The 20854-nt window shown below is 40.4% G+C and carries 24 protein-coding genes; 8 read left to right on the top strand and 16 right to left on the bottom strand.

Annotated features, from left to right (window positions below; translation table 11 throughout):
- Window positions 1-75: 75 nt before the first annotated feature.
- The 3 genes from H4075_RS20565 (at window position 76) to H4075_RS20555 (ending at window position 2694) form a co-directional block, all read left to right on the top strand.
- Window positions 76-420: a carboxymuconolactone decarboxylase family protein gene (locus H4075_RS20565; protein WP_182802686.1), complete on the top strand. Its 345-nt coding sequence runs from the start codon at window positions 76-78 to the stop codon at window positions 418-420.
- 66 nt (window positions 421-486) lie between these two features.
- On the top strand, window positions 487-1521 hold the full coding sequence (locus H4075_RS20560; RefSeq protein WP_182802685.1) for a 2-oxoacid:ferredoxin oxidoreductase subunit beta: 1035 nt from the start codon (window positions 487-489) through the stop codon (window positions 1519-1521).
- Between the two features lie 126 nt (window positions 1522-1647).
- Window positions 1648-2694: a 3-oxoacyl-ACP synthase III family protein gene (locus tag H4075_RS20555; protein WP_182802684.1), complete on the top strand. Its 1047-nt coding sequence runs from the start codon at window positions 1648-1650 to the stop codon at window positions 2692-2694.
- A gap of 16 nt (window positions 2695-2710) precedes the next feature.
- Here H4075_RS20555 and H4075_RS20550 read toward each other — a convergent pair whose 3' ends face one another.
- Window positions 2711-3028, bottom strand: a complete 318-nt coding sequence (locus tag H4075_RS20550; protein WP_182802683.1) for a hypothetical protein — start codon at window positions 3026-3028, stop codon at window positions 2711-2713.
- A gap of 184 nt (window positions 3029-3212) precedes the next feature.
- Between H4075_RS20550 and H4075_RS20545 the strand changes: the two genes are divergently transcribed.
- Window positions 3213-3644 carry a hypothetical protein gene (locus H4075_RS20545; RefSeq protein WP_182802682.1) on the top strand — a complete coding sequence of 144 codons (432 nt, stop codon included), beginning with the start codon at window positions 3213-3215 and terminating at the stop codon, window positions 3642-3644.
- Between the two features lie 46 nt (window positions 3645-3690).
- Window positions 3691-4581, top strand: coding sequence for a diacylglycerol/lipid kinase family protein (locus tag H4075_RS20540; RefSeq protein ID WP_182802681.1), 891 nt, complete (start codon window positions 3691-3693; stop codon window positions 4579-4581).
- On the opposite strand, the gene H4075_RS20535 is transcribed toward H4075_RS20540, so the two are convergent.
- The 3 genes from H4075_RS20535 to H4075_RS20525 are packed head-to-tail and all read right to left on the bottom strand — an operon-like array spanning window position 4560 to window position 9675.
- Window positions 4560-6818 carry a hypothetical protein gene (locus tag H4075_RS20535; protein WP_182802680.1) on the bottom strand — a complete coding sequence of 753 codons (2259 nt, stop codon included), beginning with the start codon at window positions 6816-6818 and terminating at the stop codon, window positions 4560-4562. The two genes, H4075_RS20540 and H4075_RS20535, sit on opposite strands and share 22 nt — an antisense overlap.
- A gap of 60 nt (window positions 6819-6878) precedes the next feature.
- Window positions 6879-7943: a COX15/CtaA family protein gene (locus H4075_RS20530; protein WP_182802679.1), complete on the bottom strand. Its 1065-nt coding sequence runs from the start codon at window positions 7941-7943 to the stop codon at window positions 6879-6881.
- Window positions 7944-7980: 37 nt separating this feature from the next.
- A complete protein-coding gene (locus H4075_RS20525) occupies window positions 7981-9675 on the bottom strand; it encodes an FAD-dependent oxidoreductase (protein ID WP_182802678.1) in 1695 nt (564 codons plus the stop codon).
- Window positions 9676-10078: 403 nt separating this feature from the next.
- Here H4075_RS20525 and sqr point away from each other — a divergent pair, with 403 nt between their 5' ends.
- From sqr to H4075_RS20510, 3 genes are read left to right on the top strand one after another with little or no spacing between them, the layout of a single operon-like run.
- Window positions 10079-11314 carry a type III sulfide quinone reductase, selenoprotein subtype gene (gene sqr / locus H4075_RS20520; protein WP_182802677.1) on the top strand — a complete coding sequence of 412 codons (1236 nt, stop codon included), beginning with the start codon at window positions 10079-10081 and terminating at the stop codon, window positions 11312-11314.
- A gap of 25 nt (window positions 11315-11339) precedes the next feature.
- Window positions 11340-11648, top strand: coding sequence for a TusE/DsrC/DsvC family sulfur relay protein (locus H4075_RS20515; RefSeq protein WP_182802676.1), 309 nt, complete (start codon window positions 11340-11342; stop codon window positions 11646-11648).
- A 21-nt stretch (window positions 11649-11669) separates the two neighbouring features.
- Window positions 11670-12152: a DsrE/DsrF/DrsH-like family protein gene (locus H4075_RS20510; protein WP_182802675.1), complete on the top strand. Its 483-nt coding sequence runs from the start codon at window positions 11670-11672 to the stop codon at window positions 12150-12152.
- A gap of 33 nt (window positions 12153-12185) precedes the next feature.
- On the opposite strand, the gene H4075_RS20505 is transcribed toward H4075_RS20510, so the two are convergent.
- From H4075_RS20505 to H4075_RS20450, 12 genes are all read right to left on the bottom strand, one after another.
- Window positions 12186-13430, bottom strand: coding sequence for an MFS transporter (locus H4075_RS20505; RefSeq protein WP_182802674.1), 1245 nt, complete (start codon window positions 13428-13430; stop codon window positions 12186-12188).
- 22 nt (window positions 13431-13452) lie between these two features.
- The gene (locus tag H4075_RS20500; protein ID WP_182802673.1) at window positions 13453-13860 is read right to left on the bottom strand and encodes a DsrE family protein; all 408 of its coding nucleotides are present in this window, start codon (window positions 13858-13860) and stop codon (window positions 13453-13455) included.
- A 13-nt stretch (window positions 13861-13873) separates the two neighbouring features.
- The gene (locus H4075_RS20495) at window positions 13874-15661 is read right to left on the bottom strand and encodes a 5'-nucleotidase C-terminal domain-containing protein (protein ID WP_182802672.1); all 1788 of its coding nucleotides are present in this window, start codon (window positions 15659-15661) and stop codon (window positions 13874-13876) included.
- A gap of 15 nt (window positions 15662-15676) precedes the next feature.
- Window positions 15677-16678 carry a c-type cytochrome gene (locus H4075_RS20490; protein WP_255460249.1) on the bottom strand — a complete coding sequence of 334 codons (1002 nt, stop codon included), beginning with the start codon at window positions 16676-16678 and terminating at the stop codon, window positions 15677-15679.
- A gap of 17 nt (window positions 16679-16695) precedes the next feature.
- On the bottom strand, window positions 16696-17247 hold the full coding sequence (locus H4075_RS20485; protein ID WP_182802671.1) for a DUF6691 family protein: 552 nt from the start codon (window positions 17245-17247) through the stop codon (window positions 16696-16698).
- A gap of 6 nt (window positions 17248-17253) precedes the next feature.
- On the bottom strand, window positions 17254-17823 hold the full coding sequence (locus tag H4075_RS20480) for a YeeE/YedE family protein (RefSeq protein ID WP_220494811.1): 570 nt from the start codon (window positions 17821-17823) through the stop codon (window positions 17254-17256).
- Window positions 17824-17938: 115 nt separating this feature from the next.
- Window positions 17939-18169, bottom strand: a complete 231-nt coding sequence (locus tag H4075_RS20475; protein WP_182802670.1) for a hypothetical protein — start codon at window positions 18167-18169, stop codon at window positions 17939-17941.
- A complete protein-coding gene (locus tag H4075_RS20470; protein ID WP_182802669.1) occupies window positions 18153-18383 on the bottom strand; it encodes a hypothetical protein in 231 nt (76 codons plus the stop codon). The genes H4075_RS20475 and H4075_RS20470 overlap by 17 nt, the downstream gene beginning before the upstream one ends.
- Window positions 18380-18691, bottom strand: coding sequence for a rhodanese-like domain-containing protein (locus tag H4075_RS20465; protein ID WP_182802668.1), 312 nt, complete (start codon window positions 18689-18691; stop codon window positions 18380-18382). The genes H4075_RS20470 and H4075_RS20465 overlap by 4 nt, the downstream gene beginning before the upstream one ends.
- A 1-nt stretch (window position 18692) precedes the next feature.
- Window positions 18693-18977 (bottom strand): rhodanese-like domain-containing protein, encoded by a 285-nt coding sequence (locus H4075_RS20460; RefSeq protein WP_182802667.1) that lies wholly within the window; start codon window positions 18975-18977, stop codon window positions 18693-18695.
- A gap of 17 nt (window positions 18978-18994) precedes the next feature.
- Complete coding sequence (locus tag H4075_RS20455) at window positions 18995-19366, bottom strand: rhodanese-like domain-containing protein (RefSeq protein WP_220494809.1); 372 nt, start codon at window positions 19364-19366, stop codon at window positions 18995-18997.
- Between the two features lie 65 nt (window positions 19367-19431).
- Complete coding sequence (locus tag H4075_RS20450) at window positions 19432-20853, bottom strand: MBL fold metallo-hydrolase (protein ID WP_182802666.1); 1422 nt, start codon at window positions 20851-20853, stop codon at window positions 19432-19434.
- Between the last annotated feature and the right edge of the window lies 1 nt (window position 20854).

The raw sequence follows: 20854 nt of genomic DNA, 5'->3' as shown, positions 1-20854 counted from the left end.
TTAACAAGCCCCCGATACATCGGGGGTTTTGTTTTTTCAGCAATGCAATCAAATATCTTTGGCAAAAAATAAGCTATGAGCAATCTTGTACAAAAGTTTAATGACTATCGCACCAAAATGAATGAGGTGATCTTGAGCAAAGACAACCTTGTGATCAAACGCCTTTGGAACCTCGATACTAATACTTATGCTGAAGGTGCCCTTTCAACCCAAACAAAAGAAATGCTGGGTCTGGTTGCCAGCATGGTATTACGCTGTGATGACTGCATCAAATATCATCTCGGCAAATGTCATGAAGAGGGGATCAGTACCGAACAGATGTATGAGATCTTTGCCGTGGCAAATATAGTTGGTGGCACAATCGTGATTCCGCACACAAGAAGAGCCGCAGAATATTGGGAAGAATTAATATCGAAATGATCAATTACAGTTGTTTAAAATGCTGTGCAGTTGAATTTCTGCGTAAATTTGAGGCAATACAATTCTATGAGTGAAGTAACGACCGCCCCTGCCCTTACCGCTAAGGATTTTGCAACCGACCAGGAAGTTCGCTGGTGCCCGGGTTGTGGTGATTATTCCATTTTAGCACAGGTACAGAAAGTGATGCCAACACTTGGTATCCCCAAAGAAAATATAGTGATCGTAAGTGGTATCGGCTGCAGCAGTCGTTTCCCCTATTATATGAATACGTATGGTATGCATTCGATCCATGGTCGTGCAACTGCAGTTGCCAGCGGATTAAAAGCAGCAAGACCTGAACTGAGTGTATGGATCGTTACCGGCGATGGTGATGGCTTGAGTATTGGTGGTAATCATACGATCCATTTGTTACGCCGCAACTTTGATGTAAATATTCTTTTGTTCAATAATCAGATCTATGGGTTAACAAAGGGTCAGTATTCACCTACCTCTGAGGAAAAGAAAGTGACCAAGAGTACACCAATGGGTAGTATAGATCATCCGTTCAATCCGTTGGCTTTGGCTATGGGTGCCGATGCAACATTTATTGCACGCAGCATGGATCGTGACCCTAAACATTTACAGGAAACGCTCATCCGCAGTCAGCAGCATAAAGGTGCATCCTTCCTTGAAATTTATCAGAACTGTAACATTTTTAACGATGGAGCATTTGAAGTGTTTACTGAAAAATCAAGCAAGCAGGATGAAACATTATTCCTTACACATGGTGAGCCATTAGTGTTTGGTGCTGCAAAAAATAAAGGGATCAAGCTTGATGGCTTTAGTCCGGTCATCGTTAACCTCGATGAAGGATTTAGCAAAGATGATCTGTGGATCCATAATGAAAAAGATTTTTACAAAGCACAGATATTGGTACGCATGTTTGATGATCCTCGTATTGCCGGTCATTTACCTCGTCCATTTGGTGTGTTTTACGAAACGGAGCGTGCCTGCTACGAAGATGTGATGCAACTACAGATTGATGAAGCCATCGGAACCAAAGGAGTTGGCAATCTCGATAAACTCTTACGTGGTAATGAAGTGTGGGAAATCATGGCATGATCTTTCACAAATAATAATAATTAAGAAGGGGCAATGCCCCTTTTTTAATGCGCTTTTGTAACGGTTCTGTTTGTAACAGTTTCATTTCGGTTCTATTTCCTAACTTTCTTTAAAATTGATTGCCATATGGTTCGCAGCAAAATAGCAGGGATTGGTATGTATGTACCCTCCAACGTTGTTACAAACAACGATCTTACTAAATACATGGATACGAACGATGAATGGATACAGGAACGCACAGGTATTAAAGAACGTCGTTACGCCCATCGAACAGAAGAAACAACTACTACAATGGGGGTGGAAGCAGCAAAGGTTGCGATTGAACGTGCGGGTATTACTCCACAGGATATTGATTTTATTGTATTCGCTACATTAAGTCCCGATTATTATTTTCCCGGTTGCGGGGTGCTGTTACAGCGTGCTATGAAAATGAAACAAGTGGGTGCATTGGATGTGCGTAATCAATGTAGCGGTTTTGTTTATGCTGTTTCCGTAGCCGATCAGTTTATAAAAACGGGTATGTATAAAAACATATTAGTTGTTGGAGCAGAGAAGCATTCATTTGGATTAGACTTTAGTACAAGAGGCAGAAATATCAGTGTAATTTTCGGCGATGGTGCAGGTGCTGTTGTGTTACAACCAACAGCTGATGAGAACCGTGGCATCCTCAGCACACATTTACATAGCGACGGAAGTGATGCGGAAATTCTTGCGATGTATAACCCGGGTACGCATGCCAATCATTGGAAAGAAAATCTGGCAAGTTTTAATGATACTGAAATAGCGGATATGTTTATGAGTCATGCAATGATCGATAATGCTGAGAATTTTCCCAATATGGATGGCCCGGCTGTATTTAAAACAGCCGTGGTGAAATTTCCGGAAGTAATTATGGAAGCGCTTACTGCTAACGGTTATCAAGCAACGGATCTGAAACTGTTGATACCTCACCAGGCAAACCTGCGCATAGCACAATTTGTTCAACAGAAACTAAAACTCAGAGACGACCAGGTGTATAACAATATTCAGAAGTACGGTAACACAACAGCAGCATCGGTACCAATTGCATTATGCGAGGCATGGGAAGCTGGTAAAATAAACGAAGGTGATCTTGTGTGTCTTGCAGCTTTTGGCAGTGGCTTTACCTGGGCCAGTGCTTTATTGAAATGGTAAGCGAAAGATGCTTAGATTAATGCGTATTACTTTTATGAAGTAAAGAAGAAGTAGCGACATCAATGTTCCCTTTTTTCACTAAGAAATATCCATTGATCGATAATACGACAGCAAGAACGATGAGTATAACTAAATGTGTTTTCGCTTTTCCAAGCAATGCCTTTTTCCTATCGGTATAATTTGCTGAAGAAAGAAATAAGAATAACAACGCCTGTACGATGAGAAAAAAACGCTGATCTTCATTAAGTGATAAGGTCATGAATTGTGCAAAGAAAACAAAAGCAGCACCTGTTAGTAAAACCGAAAGTGTTATTCGTAAGCTGTGATGTTGCATTTATCAATAGTAAGTTTCGGCAAATGTAAGGCAACGGCATCAGATAGACAACCTTACTGTGTTATCAGCAGATCAAGCCATGTTTGTTTAATGATTAGTTTAGTAAACAGAATAAATCTTCACAGAAAAATATACTTTCAGTCATGAATAACCGAAAAACTAACACCTATTTATATTTTATAGCATGATACGATCATTAATGTTTTTATTGTTTCTTGTTGTTGCTCTTGATAGTAGCGCACAACTCAATATCGATTCCCTGCGGTTGCAATACAATCAAAAGACCCTGCGCTTCAACAACCGTATTACAATGAATGGTTCGTTACTGGAGCCGCAAACGGTGAAGAACCTGATGCTTATTTCTCCTGAAGCTACCGCATACTACAAACAATACCTCAAGAATAAACGTGTTGGCAATGTGCTACCAATATTTGGCACTGCCGCAGTTATTACAGGAATTATTGTGGCGCAAAAAAACCGAACACCGGGTTATATCACCGTCATTGGCGGCAACACAATCAATCTTATTGGCTCTTTGTTTCGTCGTAAGGCTGGCAGCTATTTGCAGGATGCGATCTGGGCCTACAACAGGGATGTGTTGTATCCACGTCGTTAGAGCTTTTTTCGACAATTTACATTTTCGCCTGTAGTTTTGCCACGCAATGCAACGACGATTTATCTTTTTATTCAATCCACGTTCAGGTGTGCAAAAGGGAAAATCCCTGGCAGAGATCATTACCGAACGCTGCGAAAATGATGCTGTACAATTCAGTATCGAGCATAGCCGGGCAGATGGCGATTATTCATCACTCAAGGAAAAGATCAGAAGTGAAGCTGTAACTGATGTTGTTATTGCCGGCGGCGATGGCACCGTCAGTACTATTGTAGCAGCGATTAAAGATCTCCCTGTGAACATAGGTATTATTCCGAGAGGGTCGGGAAATGGGTTAGCACTGGCAGCAGGTATTTCAACAGATGTAAATAAAGCGATCGATATTATTTTCAATGGAAATGCACATCGTGTTGATGCATTTCTCATCAACGATCATTTTTCCTGCATGCTGAGCGGCATTGGTTTCGATGCGCAGGTTGCACATGAATTCGACAGAGAAAAGAAAAGAGGATTGAAGAAATATATTCAGCTCACATTAAAAAATCTGCAACGAATAAAGACCTATAGGTTTGACATAAAAGCAAAAGAAGCAGATCTGAAATTAAGGGCCTACTTCATCAGTATTGCTAACAGCAATCAGTTCGGCAATCAATTTACCATTGCACCTAAAGCAAGCTTGCAAGATGGCTTGCTTGATATTGTAGCGGTTGAAAAAACAAATATCTTTTTTGTACTGATGCGTATTTTATGGCATATACGTTTTGGCCGGTTTACTGCTGATTTTACAAAACGCAGAGGAATTACTTATTTTCAGACAGCTGATTTAATCATCACCAATACTGATAATGCACCCTTTCATATTGATGGCGATGGTAAACCAACTGCACCATCCTTTCACATAAAAGTATTACCGGCAGCTTATTCTTTATTAATGCCCTGAGCAAGTTGAACAGGACGTTGCGTTTCCTGCAGGCGCATTAGCTTTTGAATGGTCTGTTCATTTGTGTTATCAAATACAGCTCTTGAAATATCCAGCTTCTCCCGTTCTGTTAAATGAAAGCTGAGTGCTGCTCCCTTTTTATTTGCAGAAGGTTGATACATAAACATGAATCTGTTTATTGGCACTGTTTCTTTTGAATAACTGAGCATGCTTTCCTGCATATAATCCTGCACTTTATAAAAGTTATTCTGCAGGGTTGTAACAGGTTTGTAAAGAATATCGCCCACGCCCGGTTCACGCAGATCATCATGCCATTCTCCTTTTTTACGGTCACGTATTTGAATAAAAACAACACCCGATGTGTTTTCTTTGATCCAATCTGCAAATACATGGAGAAAGCGTAAGGTAATTTCCTGTCCGAAATTATCACGCAAACCAGCATCCATTACATCTACAATTGGTTTGGTGGGTAACCATACATTAGGCAATACATAAGGGAATGTCGCATTCATGCGAAGCGCAGTAAGCATCCGGAGATTGTAAGGATCAAGATCTTTAAAGAAAGCAGCGTAATCAATTGCATCTGGTTCGGCAGTGATTCCTTTCGTACTATCGAATTTTGGCCGCATTAAAAAACTGATGGGCTGACTGCAGATCATCAGCTTTCGCCCGTCCTGCGAAACAGTTGAGCTAAAAATGCCCAATGGAATTTTTGCCTCAAATTCATCAGTTCGGTAATCAGTTAATTGATCAGTAAGAATATTCCCTGTATTGAAATTTAACTGTTGTTCAAATGCATAACCCCGGTCTTTTACAAAACGGTAAGGGCCAACCGAAAATTTTTGCGCAGGTGTAACAAGATCTCTCGTAACATAAGCCGAGAAAATAGGATTGAGTAAGTCTTTTGAAATATTAGCAGAAACCATTTCATTAGTAAATGATAGTGGTTTCCCTTTTTGCTGCTGGCGGTATAACTCCCTGTAATAAGTTAACCCCAACATGCCACCTGATGCGCCGGAGAATAATGCAGTCTTTTGCATTAACTGACCATTCATAAAACTGTCAAGCCTGCACAACATGTTCACCGTAAACGTAGCAGAACGGTTTCCGCCACCACTTACATTGATCACATAAAAGAACGGTTTTTCTTCTGCCTGTTTTCGTTTCCAGTTTTCAAGTACACGAATCATATTCAAACTGTCTTTCTGCATTTGCTCAGGCGTGCACAGTTTCACCATTGATGCAAGCGAGTAAACAGGTCGCTTGCTGCGATCTTCATAATTCAAACCAAATGCTTTGTTGCGGATATCAATGTATTCGTATCGGAATAGCAAATGAAAAATAAGGACAAGAAGTATTGATACAGGAATGCTCCATGTATCGAGCCAATGTGCTAACGCACCTGATGCACCAATGAGGATTGCGAAGAAAACAAGGATGCTGGCCGCCGCAGGAAGCTGTAACGAAGGCCGGTCGAGAAACAAACCATAAACCATCAATAAGAGAAACGCAAGAATGATCGCCAGTACTGCAGAAAAGTGATGGCGTTTAAAGATCACATCCAGAAACAAGCGACTGTAATGTGTTACATTTCTTGTTTTGCGGTAGGTAAGAAAGCTGGTTAAAAAATACTGAACCTTAATTACCTGTTGATGATCTTCTGCCTTATGATGTGGTTTGAATTGTTGTTTGAATTGTTGCGGATCTCTCAGCACCGGTTGCATATCACGCAGGATGGCTTTCTCTGAACCATAGAAATACAGCATAGAGAAGAGTAGAAATACTACAAGCCCGGCAATAAAGCCAAACATGATCAAAATGATCTCACCGTTATCTAACAGCTCTTTGTATTTGCCAAACCGAACAACCTGGATAAAGTAATTGATAATAAAAATGACCGGTATGCCTGCGTTGTTGATGCAGTATTTTAAAAATGGTTTGGAAGTAGTGGCTAAAAATTTAAAGTAACTGCTGAACAGAATAAATGTTGTAATGTTCCAGCTCATAACGAAACCACCAAACGCAACCCCAACAAAAAAAGCGCTGAAAAAATTTACTTCGCCTAAATATTCCGGTGAAAGAAAAAGTGAATTAGCACCATAGTCACTCATAAAGCCACCGCTCGCAGCACTTGCCAGCAATACCCAGAATAGCAACATGAGTTGATATTTCCGGAAGTGCAGAAAGATCAATTGAACAGGGAATGAATACCATATGCCAAGCAGGTATTTCTTCATGGGACAGAAGTTACGTAAAAGAAAACAATTTACGTAAGAACGCTGCTTGCAGTAATTGTATTATGCTGTTTGTTTTCTACGAACGAGATATAGGATCCAAATAAAACTCAATAAAAGAAACATACCCACCAGTTGGTGCAGTTGCGCCATCCACTCAAACAAGCCCCAGCGGTTCGGAATAATTTGTGGCGACGTAAGCACCGATGCAATGCCCAATATTACCTGCAGAACTACAAGGAACAAAGGAAGAAAACGAGTGACCTGAAACAGATCGGAGCCTTTTACTTTGGCTGCTTTGTAATACCAAACAATGATGAGTGCAGTGAGCAGGTAGGCTAATCCACGATGTACAAAATGAATGGTGATCTTATTTTCAATAAAGTTGATGAGCCATGGCGAATCTTTAAATAACGCAGCAGGTATCCATTCGGTATTGATCATGGGCCACGATGGTGCAGCAGTGGCTGCTTTATGCCCGGCCATTAATGCACCAAACATTAATTGTACAACCAGCAAAACCAATAACCACATTGTAAAATTGTGAATAGGTCTGTTGTGTGTGATCTGTTCTTTTTTTACACGTAACTGTAATGCAAACCAAAACGTATAACAGAGCAAACCCATTGCTAAAATAAAATGCAGTGCCAGTCTTGTTGGTTTAACATATACTGCATCGCCCACTAAGCCGCTTGCTACCATGATCCAACCTACGGCACCTTGCAACCCACCCAACAAAAAAAGAATGAGTAACGGCTTGATCATCTCCTGTTTAAAATACCGGCGCACTAAAAAGTAGATAAAGCCAACGGCAAACACCATTCCCATTACCCTTGCCCATAAACGATGAAACCATTCCCAAAAGAAAATGAATTTAAAATCGCTGAGTGTAAAATCAGTATTGAGTAATTGGTATTGCGGTGTTCCTTTATACTTTGTAAATTCTTCCAGCCACTTTGTTTCGTTCAGCGGCGGCAATGTGCCTGTTACAACTTCCCACTCCGTTATACTTAAACCGCTTCCCGTTAAACGGGTGATGCCGCCTAATAATATTTGAATAATCAACATGAACACGCCGAAGAGTAACCAATTGGCAACGGCTTTTTGCGAAGTGGATGTTTGCGTCATAACGTTGGCAAAGGTAGGCGAGGAACAGTTCCCATTTTTACTGATGAACAAGAAAATCCCCGGTAACAGTTATCAGCTTATTGGCTTCAGTTGTACAAGCCTTCCACAAAATATAGCCACCGGAAAGATTCGCAACTTTGTTGAACCCATTTTGTCGCAAGATGCGCTGGGCCAGGTAGCCACGCAAACCGGCTTCGCAATAGATATAGATCCTTTTTTCTTTTGGAATTTCATGAAGTCTGTTTCTTAAGTCATCAACAGGTATGTTGATGGCGCCAGGAATATTACCTGCTTCATATTCATCCAATCTTCGTACATCAATCAACAGGTCACCGGGTTTCAGTTGTTCAATTTCATTCCAGTAAAATACACGCAACCGATCCAGAAGAATATTCTCTGCAACAAAACCAGCCATGTTCACGGGATCTTTTGCTGACGAATATGGTGGTGCATACGCATGTTCAAACTCAATCAGATCGTAAACGCTCTTGCCTTGTTTGATATAAGATGCAAATACATCAAGACGTTTATCAACACCATCATAGCCTGCAATTTGTGCACTTAGCAAACGTCCGTCTTTAGGTGTAAAAGCAATTTGTATTGTCATTTGTTTTGCGCCGGGATAATAACCTGCATGCGATCCGTTGTGTGTAGTTGAAACGATATGCTCAATACCTGCAGCAGTTAAATGTTTCGATGCAGTGCCGGTTGTGCCAACCGTCATGTCAAATACTTTTACAATTGCGGTGTTGATGGAACCTTTGTAAGAACGTGTATTTCCAAGCACTACATTATCTGCACAGATGCGCCCTTGTTTATTGGCTGGTCCTGCGAGGTAAGTGATCATTGATTGATGTGTTACAGGATTTTCAAATTCAATTGCATCACCAACCGCATAAATATCAGGGTCAGATGTTTGTAAAAACTCATTTACCCAAATACCTTTTGCCTGCCCGAGTTTTAAACCTGCCATTGCAGCAAGCCTGGTATCAGGTCGAACACCAATAGATAGTAACACGACATCTGCCAATAATACTTCGCCATTGTTCAACGCCACTTCAATTTTATCACCGGTTTTTGTAAAGCCTGTAACGGCTGTGTTCAAACGAAGATGTACTTTTTTTGAGCGGATATGTTGCTGCACAAATGAGGCAACAGGATAGTCAACCGGTGCCATTACCTGGTCGATCATTTCAATAACTGTTACATCTAAACCAAGATCATGAAAGTTTTCTGCCATTTCCAATCCGATAAAGCCGGCACCAATGATCACTGCTTTCGTTACATGTTTTTGCTGCACGTAACTTTTGATATAGTCAGTATCTCTCACGTTTCGTAAGGTGAAGATGCCTTCGCTGTTAATACCAGGTAATGGTGGACGAACGGGCTCTGCCCCCGGTGAAAGAATAAGTTTGTCATAGGTTTCTTCATACACTTCACCTGTGGCTTGTTTAATAGCAGTGATGGTTTTTGCTGATGGATTGATGGCGGTTACTTCGGTTTGCACACGTACATCAATATTAAATCGTTGATTAAAAGCTGCAGCGGTTTGTACAAATAGCTTGTTTCTGTCTTTGATCACTTCACCGATATAGTACGGCAAGCCACAATTTGCAAAGGAAATATATTCTCCTTTTTCAAAAATGATGATCTCGGCATGTTCATCTAATCTTCTTAATCTGGCGGCAGTACTGGCACCTCCTGCAACAGCTCCTACAATGATATACTTCATTATTACATTTTTAATGACTCAAAAGTAGAGTACGCAGTAAGTGCAACTTGTGATTTTAATCATATAAAAGCCTGTTATTGGAAAGGGGATTGTTATGTGCTAAAAGTTACACAGCACAAGGGTTTCAGCAATTTTTGTTGTGACAAAAATCACACAACAGTAAGTATATAAACGAGTTTGCATTTTTTCTTGACAAGGATCATTTTGCAAACGCATAGTGGTCATTAAACAATACGTGTTGCTGATCGACTTTTACTGTGTCATAAATCAAACAGTAAAACAATCAGCAAATGAAATAAACATAAAAATTATCAAGCTATTCCGATAGCTATCGGGATATACAAAGTCGATGATAATTTTTATTGTTTATACTATGTGGCTAAAAAACAATAAAAATGAACACATGAAAAATCTTGTTATACTCGGTGCAGGTACTGCGGGAACGATGATGGCAAATCATCTGCATCATGAATTAAAACAACCCGATTGGCAAATAACTATAGTTGATGAACGTGAAGAGCACCACTATCAGCCCGGTTATCTTTTTCTCCCCTTTGATCTTTATACACCGGATGATATTATAAAAACAATTGAAGAGTTTATTCCAAAAGATGTAACACTGCTGAAGCGTAAAATTGAACGCATTGTTCCAACTGAAAATAAAATTCAACTGAAAGACAGTACTGAATTAAAATACGATGTTCTGATAGTTGCTACAGGCGCAAAAATTGCACCCGAAGAAACAGAAGGCATGGGTGGCGAAGAATGGCAGAAATCTGTTTTTGATTTCTACACATTTGAAGGAGCATTGGCATTACGTAATAAATTGAGAGATTGGAAAGGAGGTAAATTGGTTGTACATATTACGGAAATGCCGATCAAATGCCCGGTAGCACCATTGGAATTTGCTTTCCTGGCAGATTCATTCTTTAAACACAAGCATATGCGTGACAAAGTGGAGATTACGTATGTAACTCCATTAAGCGGTGCATTTACAAAACCAAAAGCAACAGAAGCACTGGAGCATTTGCTGCACGAAAAAGGAATCAACATTGAAAGTGATTTTGCCATTGAGCAGGTAGACAATGAAAAGAAAACCATTGTTGATTACGGCGGCAAGGAAATTCCATTTGATATTTTGGTAACTGTTCCCACAAACAAAGGCGATGCATTAATGGAGCGTTCGGGTATGGGCGATGATTTGAATTATGTGCCTACCAATAAAGCAACCTTGCAATCGAAAGACTATGCGAATATTTTTGTATTGGGCGATGCAAGCAATATCCCTGCATCAAAGGCGGGATCTGTTGCCCACTTTGAAGCGGAAATTCTTACCGAAAATATTCTCCGTTATGTAAAAGGTGAACCATTGAAAGAAGAATTTGATGGACATGCCAATTGTTTTATTGAAACAGGTGGCGGTAAAGCCTTGCTCATCGATTTTAACTATACACATGAACCTGTTGAAGGAAGCTTTCCTTTTGCAGGAATCGGTCCGTTGCGTTTATTGAAAGAAAGCCGCATGAACCATATGGGTAAACTCGCCTTTCGCTGGATCTATTGGAATGTATTATTGAAAGGAACACATATTCCGTTTGTATCAGCAACCATGAGCGAAAGCGGAAAACATTATAACTAAATCATTCACTTATTAAATACATGTTATGGAAAAGACAATCGCCGGCAAAACAATTGCCGTAAACGAAGAAGGTTATTTAACAGATTTCAGTCAATGGGATGAGAATGTTGGAAAAGAATTGGCAACTGAAGCCAACATTGATCTTACACCCCGCCATTGGGAAGTACTGAAGTATCTGCAAAAAGAACAGCAGAACCAGGTTGCCCTCAGCATCAGGCGTGTTGGAAAAAGTGGTGTGGTGGATATAAAAGAATTCTATTCTTTATTTCCAAACGCACCGTTGAAAACTTCAACCAAAATTGCCGGCATACCCAAACCCGCCAGTTGTATTTAACAAACTTAAAAATGAATAGTCATGAGCGAGAATAATGGAAAAATAAAAAAGATGATGATCATCTTATCAAAAGCATCATTGGAAAATGTATATGCTGCTTTTGTGCTAGCTAACGGAGCACGTATGGAGGGAATTGAATCAGAGATATTTTTTACTTTTTTTGGATTGGAAGCAATCAATAAAAAGAAACTGGACAGTCTGCATGTTGCTACCGTAGGTAATCCTGCTATGCATATACCCACAATGATTGGTGGACTGCCTGGTATGGAAGCCTTGGCAACAACTATGATGAAAAAAGAAATGGAAAAAGTAGATATGCCTGAGATCCCTGAGTTCCTGGATATTTTATATGCATCCGGTGTAAAAATGTGGGCCTGCAAACTTGCGTTTGATATGTTCCATTACAAAGAAGAAGATTTGTACGAAGGTGTTGATGATATTATTACTGTGGGTGATTTTTATAAACGAAGCGAAGGTGAAGGTGTTCACATGTTGTTTATATGACGGGTAATATTTGTTTTGTATAGGAAAGATAGCTCAATATGCAGCAGCTTCTGTGCAGGTATGGCTGCGCCATAATAATTTAAAGGTGCAACACATGCGTATATTGGCCATAATGCCGGCTGCTGCTGTAAGAGCTGCAACAACTGTAAATGCAACGGGTATACTGAAAAGTTCTGCAATTAATCCTGCACCTAATGCGCCTGCAACATAACCAAGATCTCTCCAGAACCGGAAAATGCTTAATCCTTTTGAACGCTGAGCAGGTGAAAGATTTTCTGCAATAACAGTGAGAAAGTTTGGATAAACCAAACCTGTTCCCAAGCCCATCAGCACCATGGCTGTAATCACAAAAACTTTTGCAGTGCCGATCACAAGAAGAATAATACCTGCTGCCTGCAACAACATGCCAACGGTAAGCAGTTGTTTTTTACAAAAATGATCGCCTGATTTTCCTGCAAATAATTGGCTGATACCCCATACTGCAGGATAAATGGCAGCAATACTTCCGGTTTCTAAAATGCTGTATCCATTTGATAATAACCAGATAGGTAACAGACCCCACAACACACCATCATTCAGGTTATTAATAAATCCATTGATGTTTACACTACCCATATTGAAATGACGGAAACTTACTTCTTTCCAAAGTGATTTGAATGTTCGTTGTTCAGTTGCTTGCTGTTCATGTGTTACAAATGCAGTGGTATCTTTTACCAGTAACCACGATAATAAAAAACCAATCACCACAAAAAAGATTCCCGGTACAAACGGATAAAATCCTGCACCGTATGTATGTGCAAGACTTGTTGCAAGATACCCGGCTAACCCCACAGCTACATAGCCGGCAAATTCATTAATGCCCATTGCCAGTCCACGGTTCTTCGATCCTACCAAGTCAACTTTCATCACAACAGTTGATGACCATGCCAGCCCTTGATTAATACCCAGGAAAATATTGGCAACAATCACCATCCACCAATCTTGCGCATAGAGTAACAGAAAGGGAACAGGTATGGCTGCAATCCAACCCAGTAATAAGATCTGTTTTCGGTTATAATGCTGATGCAGGTAACCCGTAAGTAAATTAAAGATCGCTTTCGTTGTGCCGAATGCTGCAATAAATGAAACCAATGCAACCGTTGAATCCATTTGAAAACGAGCTGCTGCATAATCGGGCATTACCGTTCTTTCCAAACCAACCATTGCTCCAACAAATGCGTTTACAAGCACCAGCAGGATAAATTGATTTCTGTTTTCGTGTAAGCCTTGTTTCATCATTCATATTCTCATTTCATGCAGATCAATTGGCGGCTTTAATATAACTCGAGCCTTCTTCCTGTTTTTTTACCAGTTCAAGAATTGCTACGGGTACAATCACAGCTTCAGGAATCACTCTGTTTGTATTTATATTTCTCATTTTTAAAGCATTGTTACAAACAGCCATCACCACACCTCTTTTATGGAGAGCAATGATCTGTTCTTTAAAATAGCCTGTATCCTTCAGCAAACCATACACAGAATTACCATGAAATACGATTTCAATTTTTGTGTCCGGAGCGGCAGCCAGAACGTTATTTACCTGTCTAAACAAAACACGTTGCTGTGTGGTATCGCCGGACGGCATATCCCAAACAATTTTTGATTGTGCCTTTAGAAAAGATGAACTGATAACCAGTGCTGATACGAGTAAGAATTTTAATCCTTGCATATGAGTTGTTTTATCAGATAAATGTATAATTATATCCTTCAAGTTGTGATAATAAAGTTGGTGCTGCATCGGTTGCAGTTGCACGGCCTTCTACTTTTGGTTCTACCATTGGGTATGCAGCCAGATATTCACGCATAATACCATGTAACGTATGGCCGGGTTTGCGAGGGTTCTTTACTTTTTCTAACCGGCACAACGTGTCATCAGGATCGCCATCACGTTCGCAGGCGAGCATGGTATATTGTTTCTTTTTATCAAGTGGTTTGCCATTGATGGTAATCCGGTTTACCCGTTTGCCCAAATCATTGTTCATCGTAAAGTTCACCTCCATTCCTTTAAAGCGAACCACCCAGCCACCAAAACGCTTGGCAGGATCTTTTGCAAAAACATTGTGCAATTCCTTTTCCATCCAATCAAGCAGTTGTGCGCCGGAAACGTCTCCCATTTTCACATCGCTTTCAACCGGCAGCATACTCCATAAAAAATCATTGGTGATCTCTGCATAACCTTTTTTGTCATCGGCAACCAGTGGCGGACAAAAACGAAAACCATTACTCACCACCACATCAACGTTTGCATCTTTAAATTTCCACATCAATGCATCGGTGATCAGGTTGTCCATTGGATTTTCAATTACATAATAGCGTACCAATGTTGTTTTGGTTTTGCCGATTACTTTATTGAGTTCTTTTTTATGCGGAGCACTTACTTCTTCCACCAACCTTTCCATTCCAGGATCGGGTTTGTATTTATCCGGATCTACATCAAGTAATTGATAATTCTCATCTTTTATCTGTCCGTTTTCAATTACGATATCAAGTTTGGCAACAAACGAACCGAAGGCACCCGGTTCTGTAACTTTTGCATATTTACCTTGTATTGGCACACGCACACGTTCATGTGTATCGGCGCCAAGTATATAATCAACTCCCTGTAATTCCGGTTGATTGGCAAGATCAACCTGTTGCGCCAAACCCATATGTGTTACCAAGAATACCATTGCGCACATCTCATACTCTTTGAGAATTTTGATATACTTCGCCACATTCGTTTCCGGTTTTGTAAATACAATGCCTTTACTGTATGCCGGCGATTGACGTTTGGGTGTAAGCGGATCGTTATAACCAATGAAACCAATTTTAACGCCACCTAACATTTTTGTCCAGTAAGGAGGAAAAATAAGATCGTTCTTATATTCATCAGCATTATCATGAAACATGTTGGCACAGATCTTTGCACTATTGTAGCCACCAAGATCTTTCAGCATAGCATCTTTCCCATACACTACTTCCCAGTTGCCCGGCAGTATAAGATCGTAACCAATATTGTTTATTAAGGGTACAATTCCTTTGCCCTCGGTTAACGCTGCTACACCACCACCCTGGAAACAATCGCCGCCATCAATAATAATTGTGTTGGTTGGGTTTTGTGCTTTGAGTGTATGCAGCATTGTTTTCAATACCGCAAAGCCACCACGTTTTTTGTAAACAGCGTTCCCGTTTTCAAAAAAGAATTCATCGTGGGTGTGAAGCTGTGCATGAATATCGGAGGTATGCAAAAGCGTAAACACATTTGCTTTTCCATCTTTCACCGCTTTATTTCCGAATAGTTCTTTAGCATGATATTCGTCGCCACTTACTGCATTCACAATGGATGCAGGCAACACAGCACCTGCTGCAATTGCAGACGCAGATTTAAAAAAATCTCTTCTTGAGTTTTGAGAGATGGGTGCGATCGGTTGATCATCTGAACAACTATTGCATGAACAGTTGTGGAGATGTGTAGTATTTTTTTCAGGCATGCTTGTTGTTAACGATTATTTTTTTGTACTGGATTTCTTTTGCTGCTCCCTGTACTCTTTAATTGGAGCGAATGGACCATACTTATGTTGTTGTTCAGTAAATGTATCTGCATAAGGACCAAACGGATGATCGATTGGTTTCTTTGAAATATCCGGCCAATCACTACCCAGGTCTTTTGATGGTCGTGGTTGCGAGTTAACAAATGCTGCCACATCCCAAGCCTCTTCATCACTCAATTGCGGGGCATGATAATCGGTTCCCTGCGGCATATTGTTTTTTACATAACCGGCGAAACGTGATAATCGAAATAACCCTGCGCCAACATTGTAACTGTTTTTACCCCACAATGGTGGATACGTATAAGTCATACCATCCATGTTCAGTTGTCCTTCTCCGTTAGCGCCATGACATGTTTGGCATTTCTGCACAAAAACTGTTTTTCCTTTTCCCGGATCTGCAGCACGGTTGAGATAAGGCAGTTCAACAATGCCCGAACCTTTTGGTTTATCACCTTTCTTTAAATCTTCGCCCAGCCATTTGATGTAAGCGTAAATTGCCTGCATCTCTTTTGAATTCGTATCAAGTGCTGTTCCATTTAAACTTCGTTCCATGCAATCGTTCACACGTTTATAAATTGTTTCAATACCACCTGAACGATCTCTGAATTTTGGATAGGTTGTATAAACAGCGCTGTAGTTATTACCCCATGGTTTTGTACCTGCATCCAAATGACAGTTCTGGCAATTCATTCCATTGCTGATTTGCAGCACTGAACCTTTCGGACCAAGATATTTCGAAGTATTAGCGATCAATTCATGACCATACCAGATGAGTTTCCCATCTTCTCTTGAATAATAAGGGATCTGGTTGGCAGGTGGCCCCATCCAAACAGTTTGCTGAATGGTTGAGTCAACTGCAGTCAATTCCTTATCGCCTGATTCATTACATCCAATCTGTGTGGCTGTAATTAAGATCAGCAGCAGAATAAAAAGAAGTATGGTTTTCTGTGTATTCACTTTTAGTATTACGAAATTTAATGTGGCAGTTGTTCTCTGAATTTACCATACACCCATGTGCCTGCAATTGCACTCAACAATGTAACAGTAATAACAGTGGCTCCACTTCCTATTTGGGCGAATAACGGTCCGGGGCAAGCGCCGGTAACGGCCCATCCCAAACCAAACAGAAGACCACCATAAATTTGTCCCTTATTGAACTTCTTATCTACAAACTCAATCGGTTCGCCATAAATGGTTTTGATCTTGAATTTTTTGATGAGCCATACACTGATAATACCAACCACTACTGCAGAGCCAATGATGCCATACATATGAAAACTTTGCAGGCGAAACATTTCCTGGATACGAAACCAGGAAACAACTTCTGCTTTTACGAAGAGGATACCAAATAATAACCCTACAAACGCATATTTGAAATTATGCCACCATGGGTGTTGAAGTTCTGATTCGTTGAAACAGGTAGCATCTAACGAACGCATTTCAAAATCTGTATTCTCTGTAAGAAACTCATGGTGTTTTTGTTCTACCACCAATTCGTCTTCAGCTATATTTTTATGTTGTTCCATGAATCGTTAGAGTTTAAGAATAAAAGGAAGAAGGAGATTTGCCATGATAAAACCACCCACCATAAAACTGATGGTTGCTACCAATGAAGGCCATTGCAAAGTGGAAAGACCCATGATCGCATGTCCGCTTGTGCAGCCTCCTGCATAACGTGTTCCGAATCCTACCAGGAAACCACCCACCACCATCATGATAAATCCACGCAGTGTAAACAGGCTGCTCCAGTTAAACACTTCTGTAGGAACAAGTGAATCGTAATTTGTAATTCCGTAAGTAGCCAACTCGGAACTCAGGTTTGGATTCACGATCATTGGTTCAGGATTTTGCAGGAACAAAAAAGCAATAAAGCCTCCTAATAAAATACCTCCCACAAAAAACAAATTCCAGACCTCTTTTTTCCAATCGTAATTGAAGAATGGAATTTTTCCGGGCAAACAGGCAGCGCAGATATGCCTCAGCGAAGAAGAGATACCAAAGGTTTTATTACCAATGATGAGTAGTGTGGGCACCGTTAACCCGATCAATGGGCCAGCTACATACCAGGGCCACGGTTGTTTAATAAAATCAATCAGGCTCATGAATTGTTTCATTTATGTTTATGCAAGTTAGATATACACCTGCCGGAATTATGTGATAAATATTACATTGCAAAATGCTGTTTCTCTAAGGTACAGAAGAATGAAACGGATAAGATCAATTGTTGTTCGAAACCCCGGTTGACTCTTTCGTTTCTTCTCGCTTAGGCTTAAACATGTTGTTGACAATAGCGCCCATGACTCCGAAATAGATCATGCTTCTCACCGGGCTGGATGTGATCAAACAGGTACCATCACAACCATAGAATTTCCAATAAAAGAAACCACCAACAGCACCTAACACTAATCCCGGTAAAACCCAGACTGCTTTTTTAAAGAGATTCTTCATGCTTATTTACTTGCTTGATTTGTTGTTTGTTTTGCGGAACTGCACAAGCCCCGCCCATGCATCCGATATTCATTACAGCCTGGATCATTAACACGGCACCTATTACCCAAAGTAAAGGAGTGGGTGAATGAAGTCCTTGTACAATTGCTACGATACCAATACCAAGACGAAGGAGTCGCATACCATTCCATTGTTTCAACCATTGAATGATCATGATGCCATTTTATTTTGTAAGCTCATCCATGATCCGCCATTGTATGCTTCAACGCCCGCCTGTTTCAGGATAGATGTGGCAGAGCCACTGCGCATTCCACTGGCACAACAAGTGATCACCGGCTTTCCTTTTTTCTTAATGTCGTTGATCTTTGAACGGATGCTGTCAACCGGAATGTTAATGGCACCTTTTATATGACCACCATTAAATTCACCGGCAGTACGCACATCAATAATAACTGCGCCTTGTTGCTGTAATGCTTTGAAATCAGTGCCCGGTCCAAATAATTTTTTAATGAAGTTGATCATGTTAATTGAGATTTTTCAAGGTTAGTAAATCATACATGCCACCGGCATTGTGTACATTTTCAAGACCAAGTTGCTTTAATAAAAAGTAAGCATTCATGCTTCTTGCACCGGAACGGCAATACAACACCACCGGATTGTTAGAAGCTTTTAATTCTTCAACCCTGCTTGTAATTTCCGATAAGGGAATATTTTTTGCGCCAGGGAAATGTCCATCTGCAAATTCTTCTCTTGAACGTACATCCACAAACGTTGTTTGTGGGTTTTGAACGATTTCTTTCAGATTCATATTAAATGGTTTTTCGTTTATTGTTTAATTGTTCCTTTCCAGGCAGTGATGCCGCCTTCCATATTCCAGATATGGCGAAAACCCTGTTGCTCCATGATTGCTGCAGCCTTGGCACTGCGTCGTCCGCTTTTGCAGTAAACCAGGTAGGTTTTTCCTTTATTTAGTTTGCCTGCCTGTTGTACAAATGCAACTGAATCCATTACATCTATATGTATTGCATTGGGCAAATGTCCTTCGTTGAATTCCTTTGTGGTACGTACATCCAGCACCACTACTTTTTTCTTATTCAATTTCTTTTCAGCAAATGCAGGCGATACATTTTTCGTTTGCGCCATCGCTGAAAGAACTGCAAATAGGCCGACTGCAAGGAGAAAGATTTTGTTTTTCATAGTTGTGTTTGAAATGAAAGGAGGTTTATTTCTTCACCTCCCTTCATTCTTTTAGAAACTGTTGATTACAAAAGTGTAGTTGGACAAACGTAATCTGTTAAGTTAAACTTACCGCTTTCTTTCATTGCTTTGAAACCACCACGTACATCGATCAGGTTAACATAACCACGTGCACGAAGAATCGAAACAAAGATCATGGAGCGGTAACCACCTGCGCAATGCACATAGTACGTTTTATTCTTATCAACTTTTAACATGCTGTCGTTAATAAAGTCCAACGGCGTATTCTCTACATTCAGTAAATGCTCGCTCTTATACTCACTTTCTTTACGTACATCAAGAATATTTGCATCGTTATCTTTTGCTACGATCTCTGCTAATTCTTCTGCAGATACACGTTTGATCTGATCAATTTCTTTACCTGCTTCTTTCCATGCTTTGAATCCGCCCTTCAAATAACCCAGTGAATAATCGTAACCTACACGAGCCAAACGGGTAACCACTTCTTCTTCACGACCTTCATCGGTTACCAATAAGATTTCCTGTTTTACATCGGGGATCATGCTGCCCACCCATGGAGCAAAGCTTCCATCGATACCGATGTTGATGGAGTTAGGAACAAATCCCTGTGCAAATTTTTCAGCATCTCTTGTATCAAGAATTAAAGCACCGGTTTCGTTTGCTGCTGTTTCAAATGCTTCCGGGCTGAGGGCTTGTGTACCACGCTTCAGTACTTCTTCAATACTGTCATATCCATGAATATTCATCATTACATTCAATGGGAAATATTGCGGAGGTGCTACCAAACCTGTTGTTACTTCTTTAATAAATTCTTCTTTGGTCATGTTGGCACGCAACGCATAGTTGGTTGCTTTCTGATGACCCAAAGTATCAGATGTTTCTTTACTCATGTTCTTGCCACAGGCACTACCTGCACCATGTGCTGGATATACGATCAAATCATCTGACAATGGCATGATCTTGTTGCGCAGCGAATCAAACAAATAACCTGCAAGCATATCCTGTGTAAGGTCCACTACAATTTTTTGTGCAAGATCAGGACGACCAACATCGCCAATGAATAATGTATCACCGGTGAAAATGGCAATATCTTTTCCATGTTCATCTTTCAACAGATAACAGGTGCTTTCCATTGTGTGGCCTGGCGTATGCAATACTTTGAATGTAAGCTTACCTACTTTCAATTCTTCACCGTCTTTTGCTGAGTGAAATTCAAAATCGGGTTTTGCATTTGGACCATATACGATTTTTGCACCTGACTCTTTTGCCAGATCGATATGACCGCTCACAAAATCAGCATGGAAATGTGTTTCAAACACATACTTGATCTTGGCATTGTTGCGTTTTGCCTTTTCGAGATAAGGCTTTACTTCACGTAGCGGATCAATCACCACTGCCTCACCCTCGCTTTCAATATAATAAGCACCTTGTGCCAAGCAACCGGTATAGATCTGTTCAATTTTCATG

It is taken from the genome of Lacibacter sediminis, assembly GCF_014168535.1.
GTDB lineage: Bacteria > Bacteroidota > Bacteroidia > Chitinophagales > Chitinophagaceae > Lacibacter > Lacibacter sediminis.
This window is presented reverse-complemented; position numbering and strand designations above follow the sequence as displayed.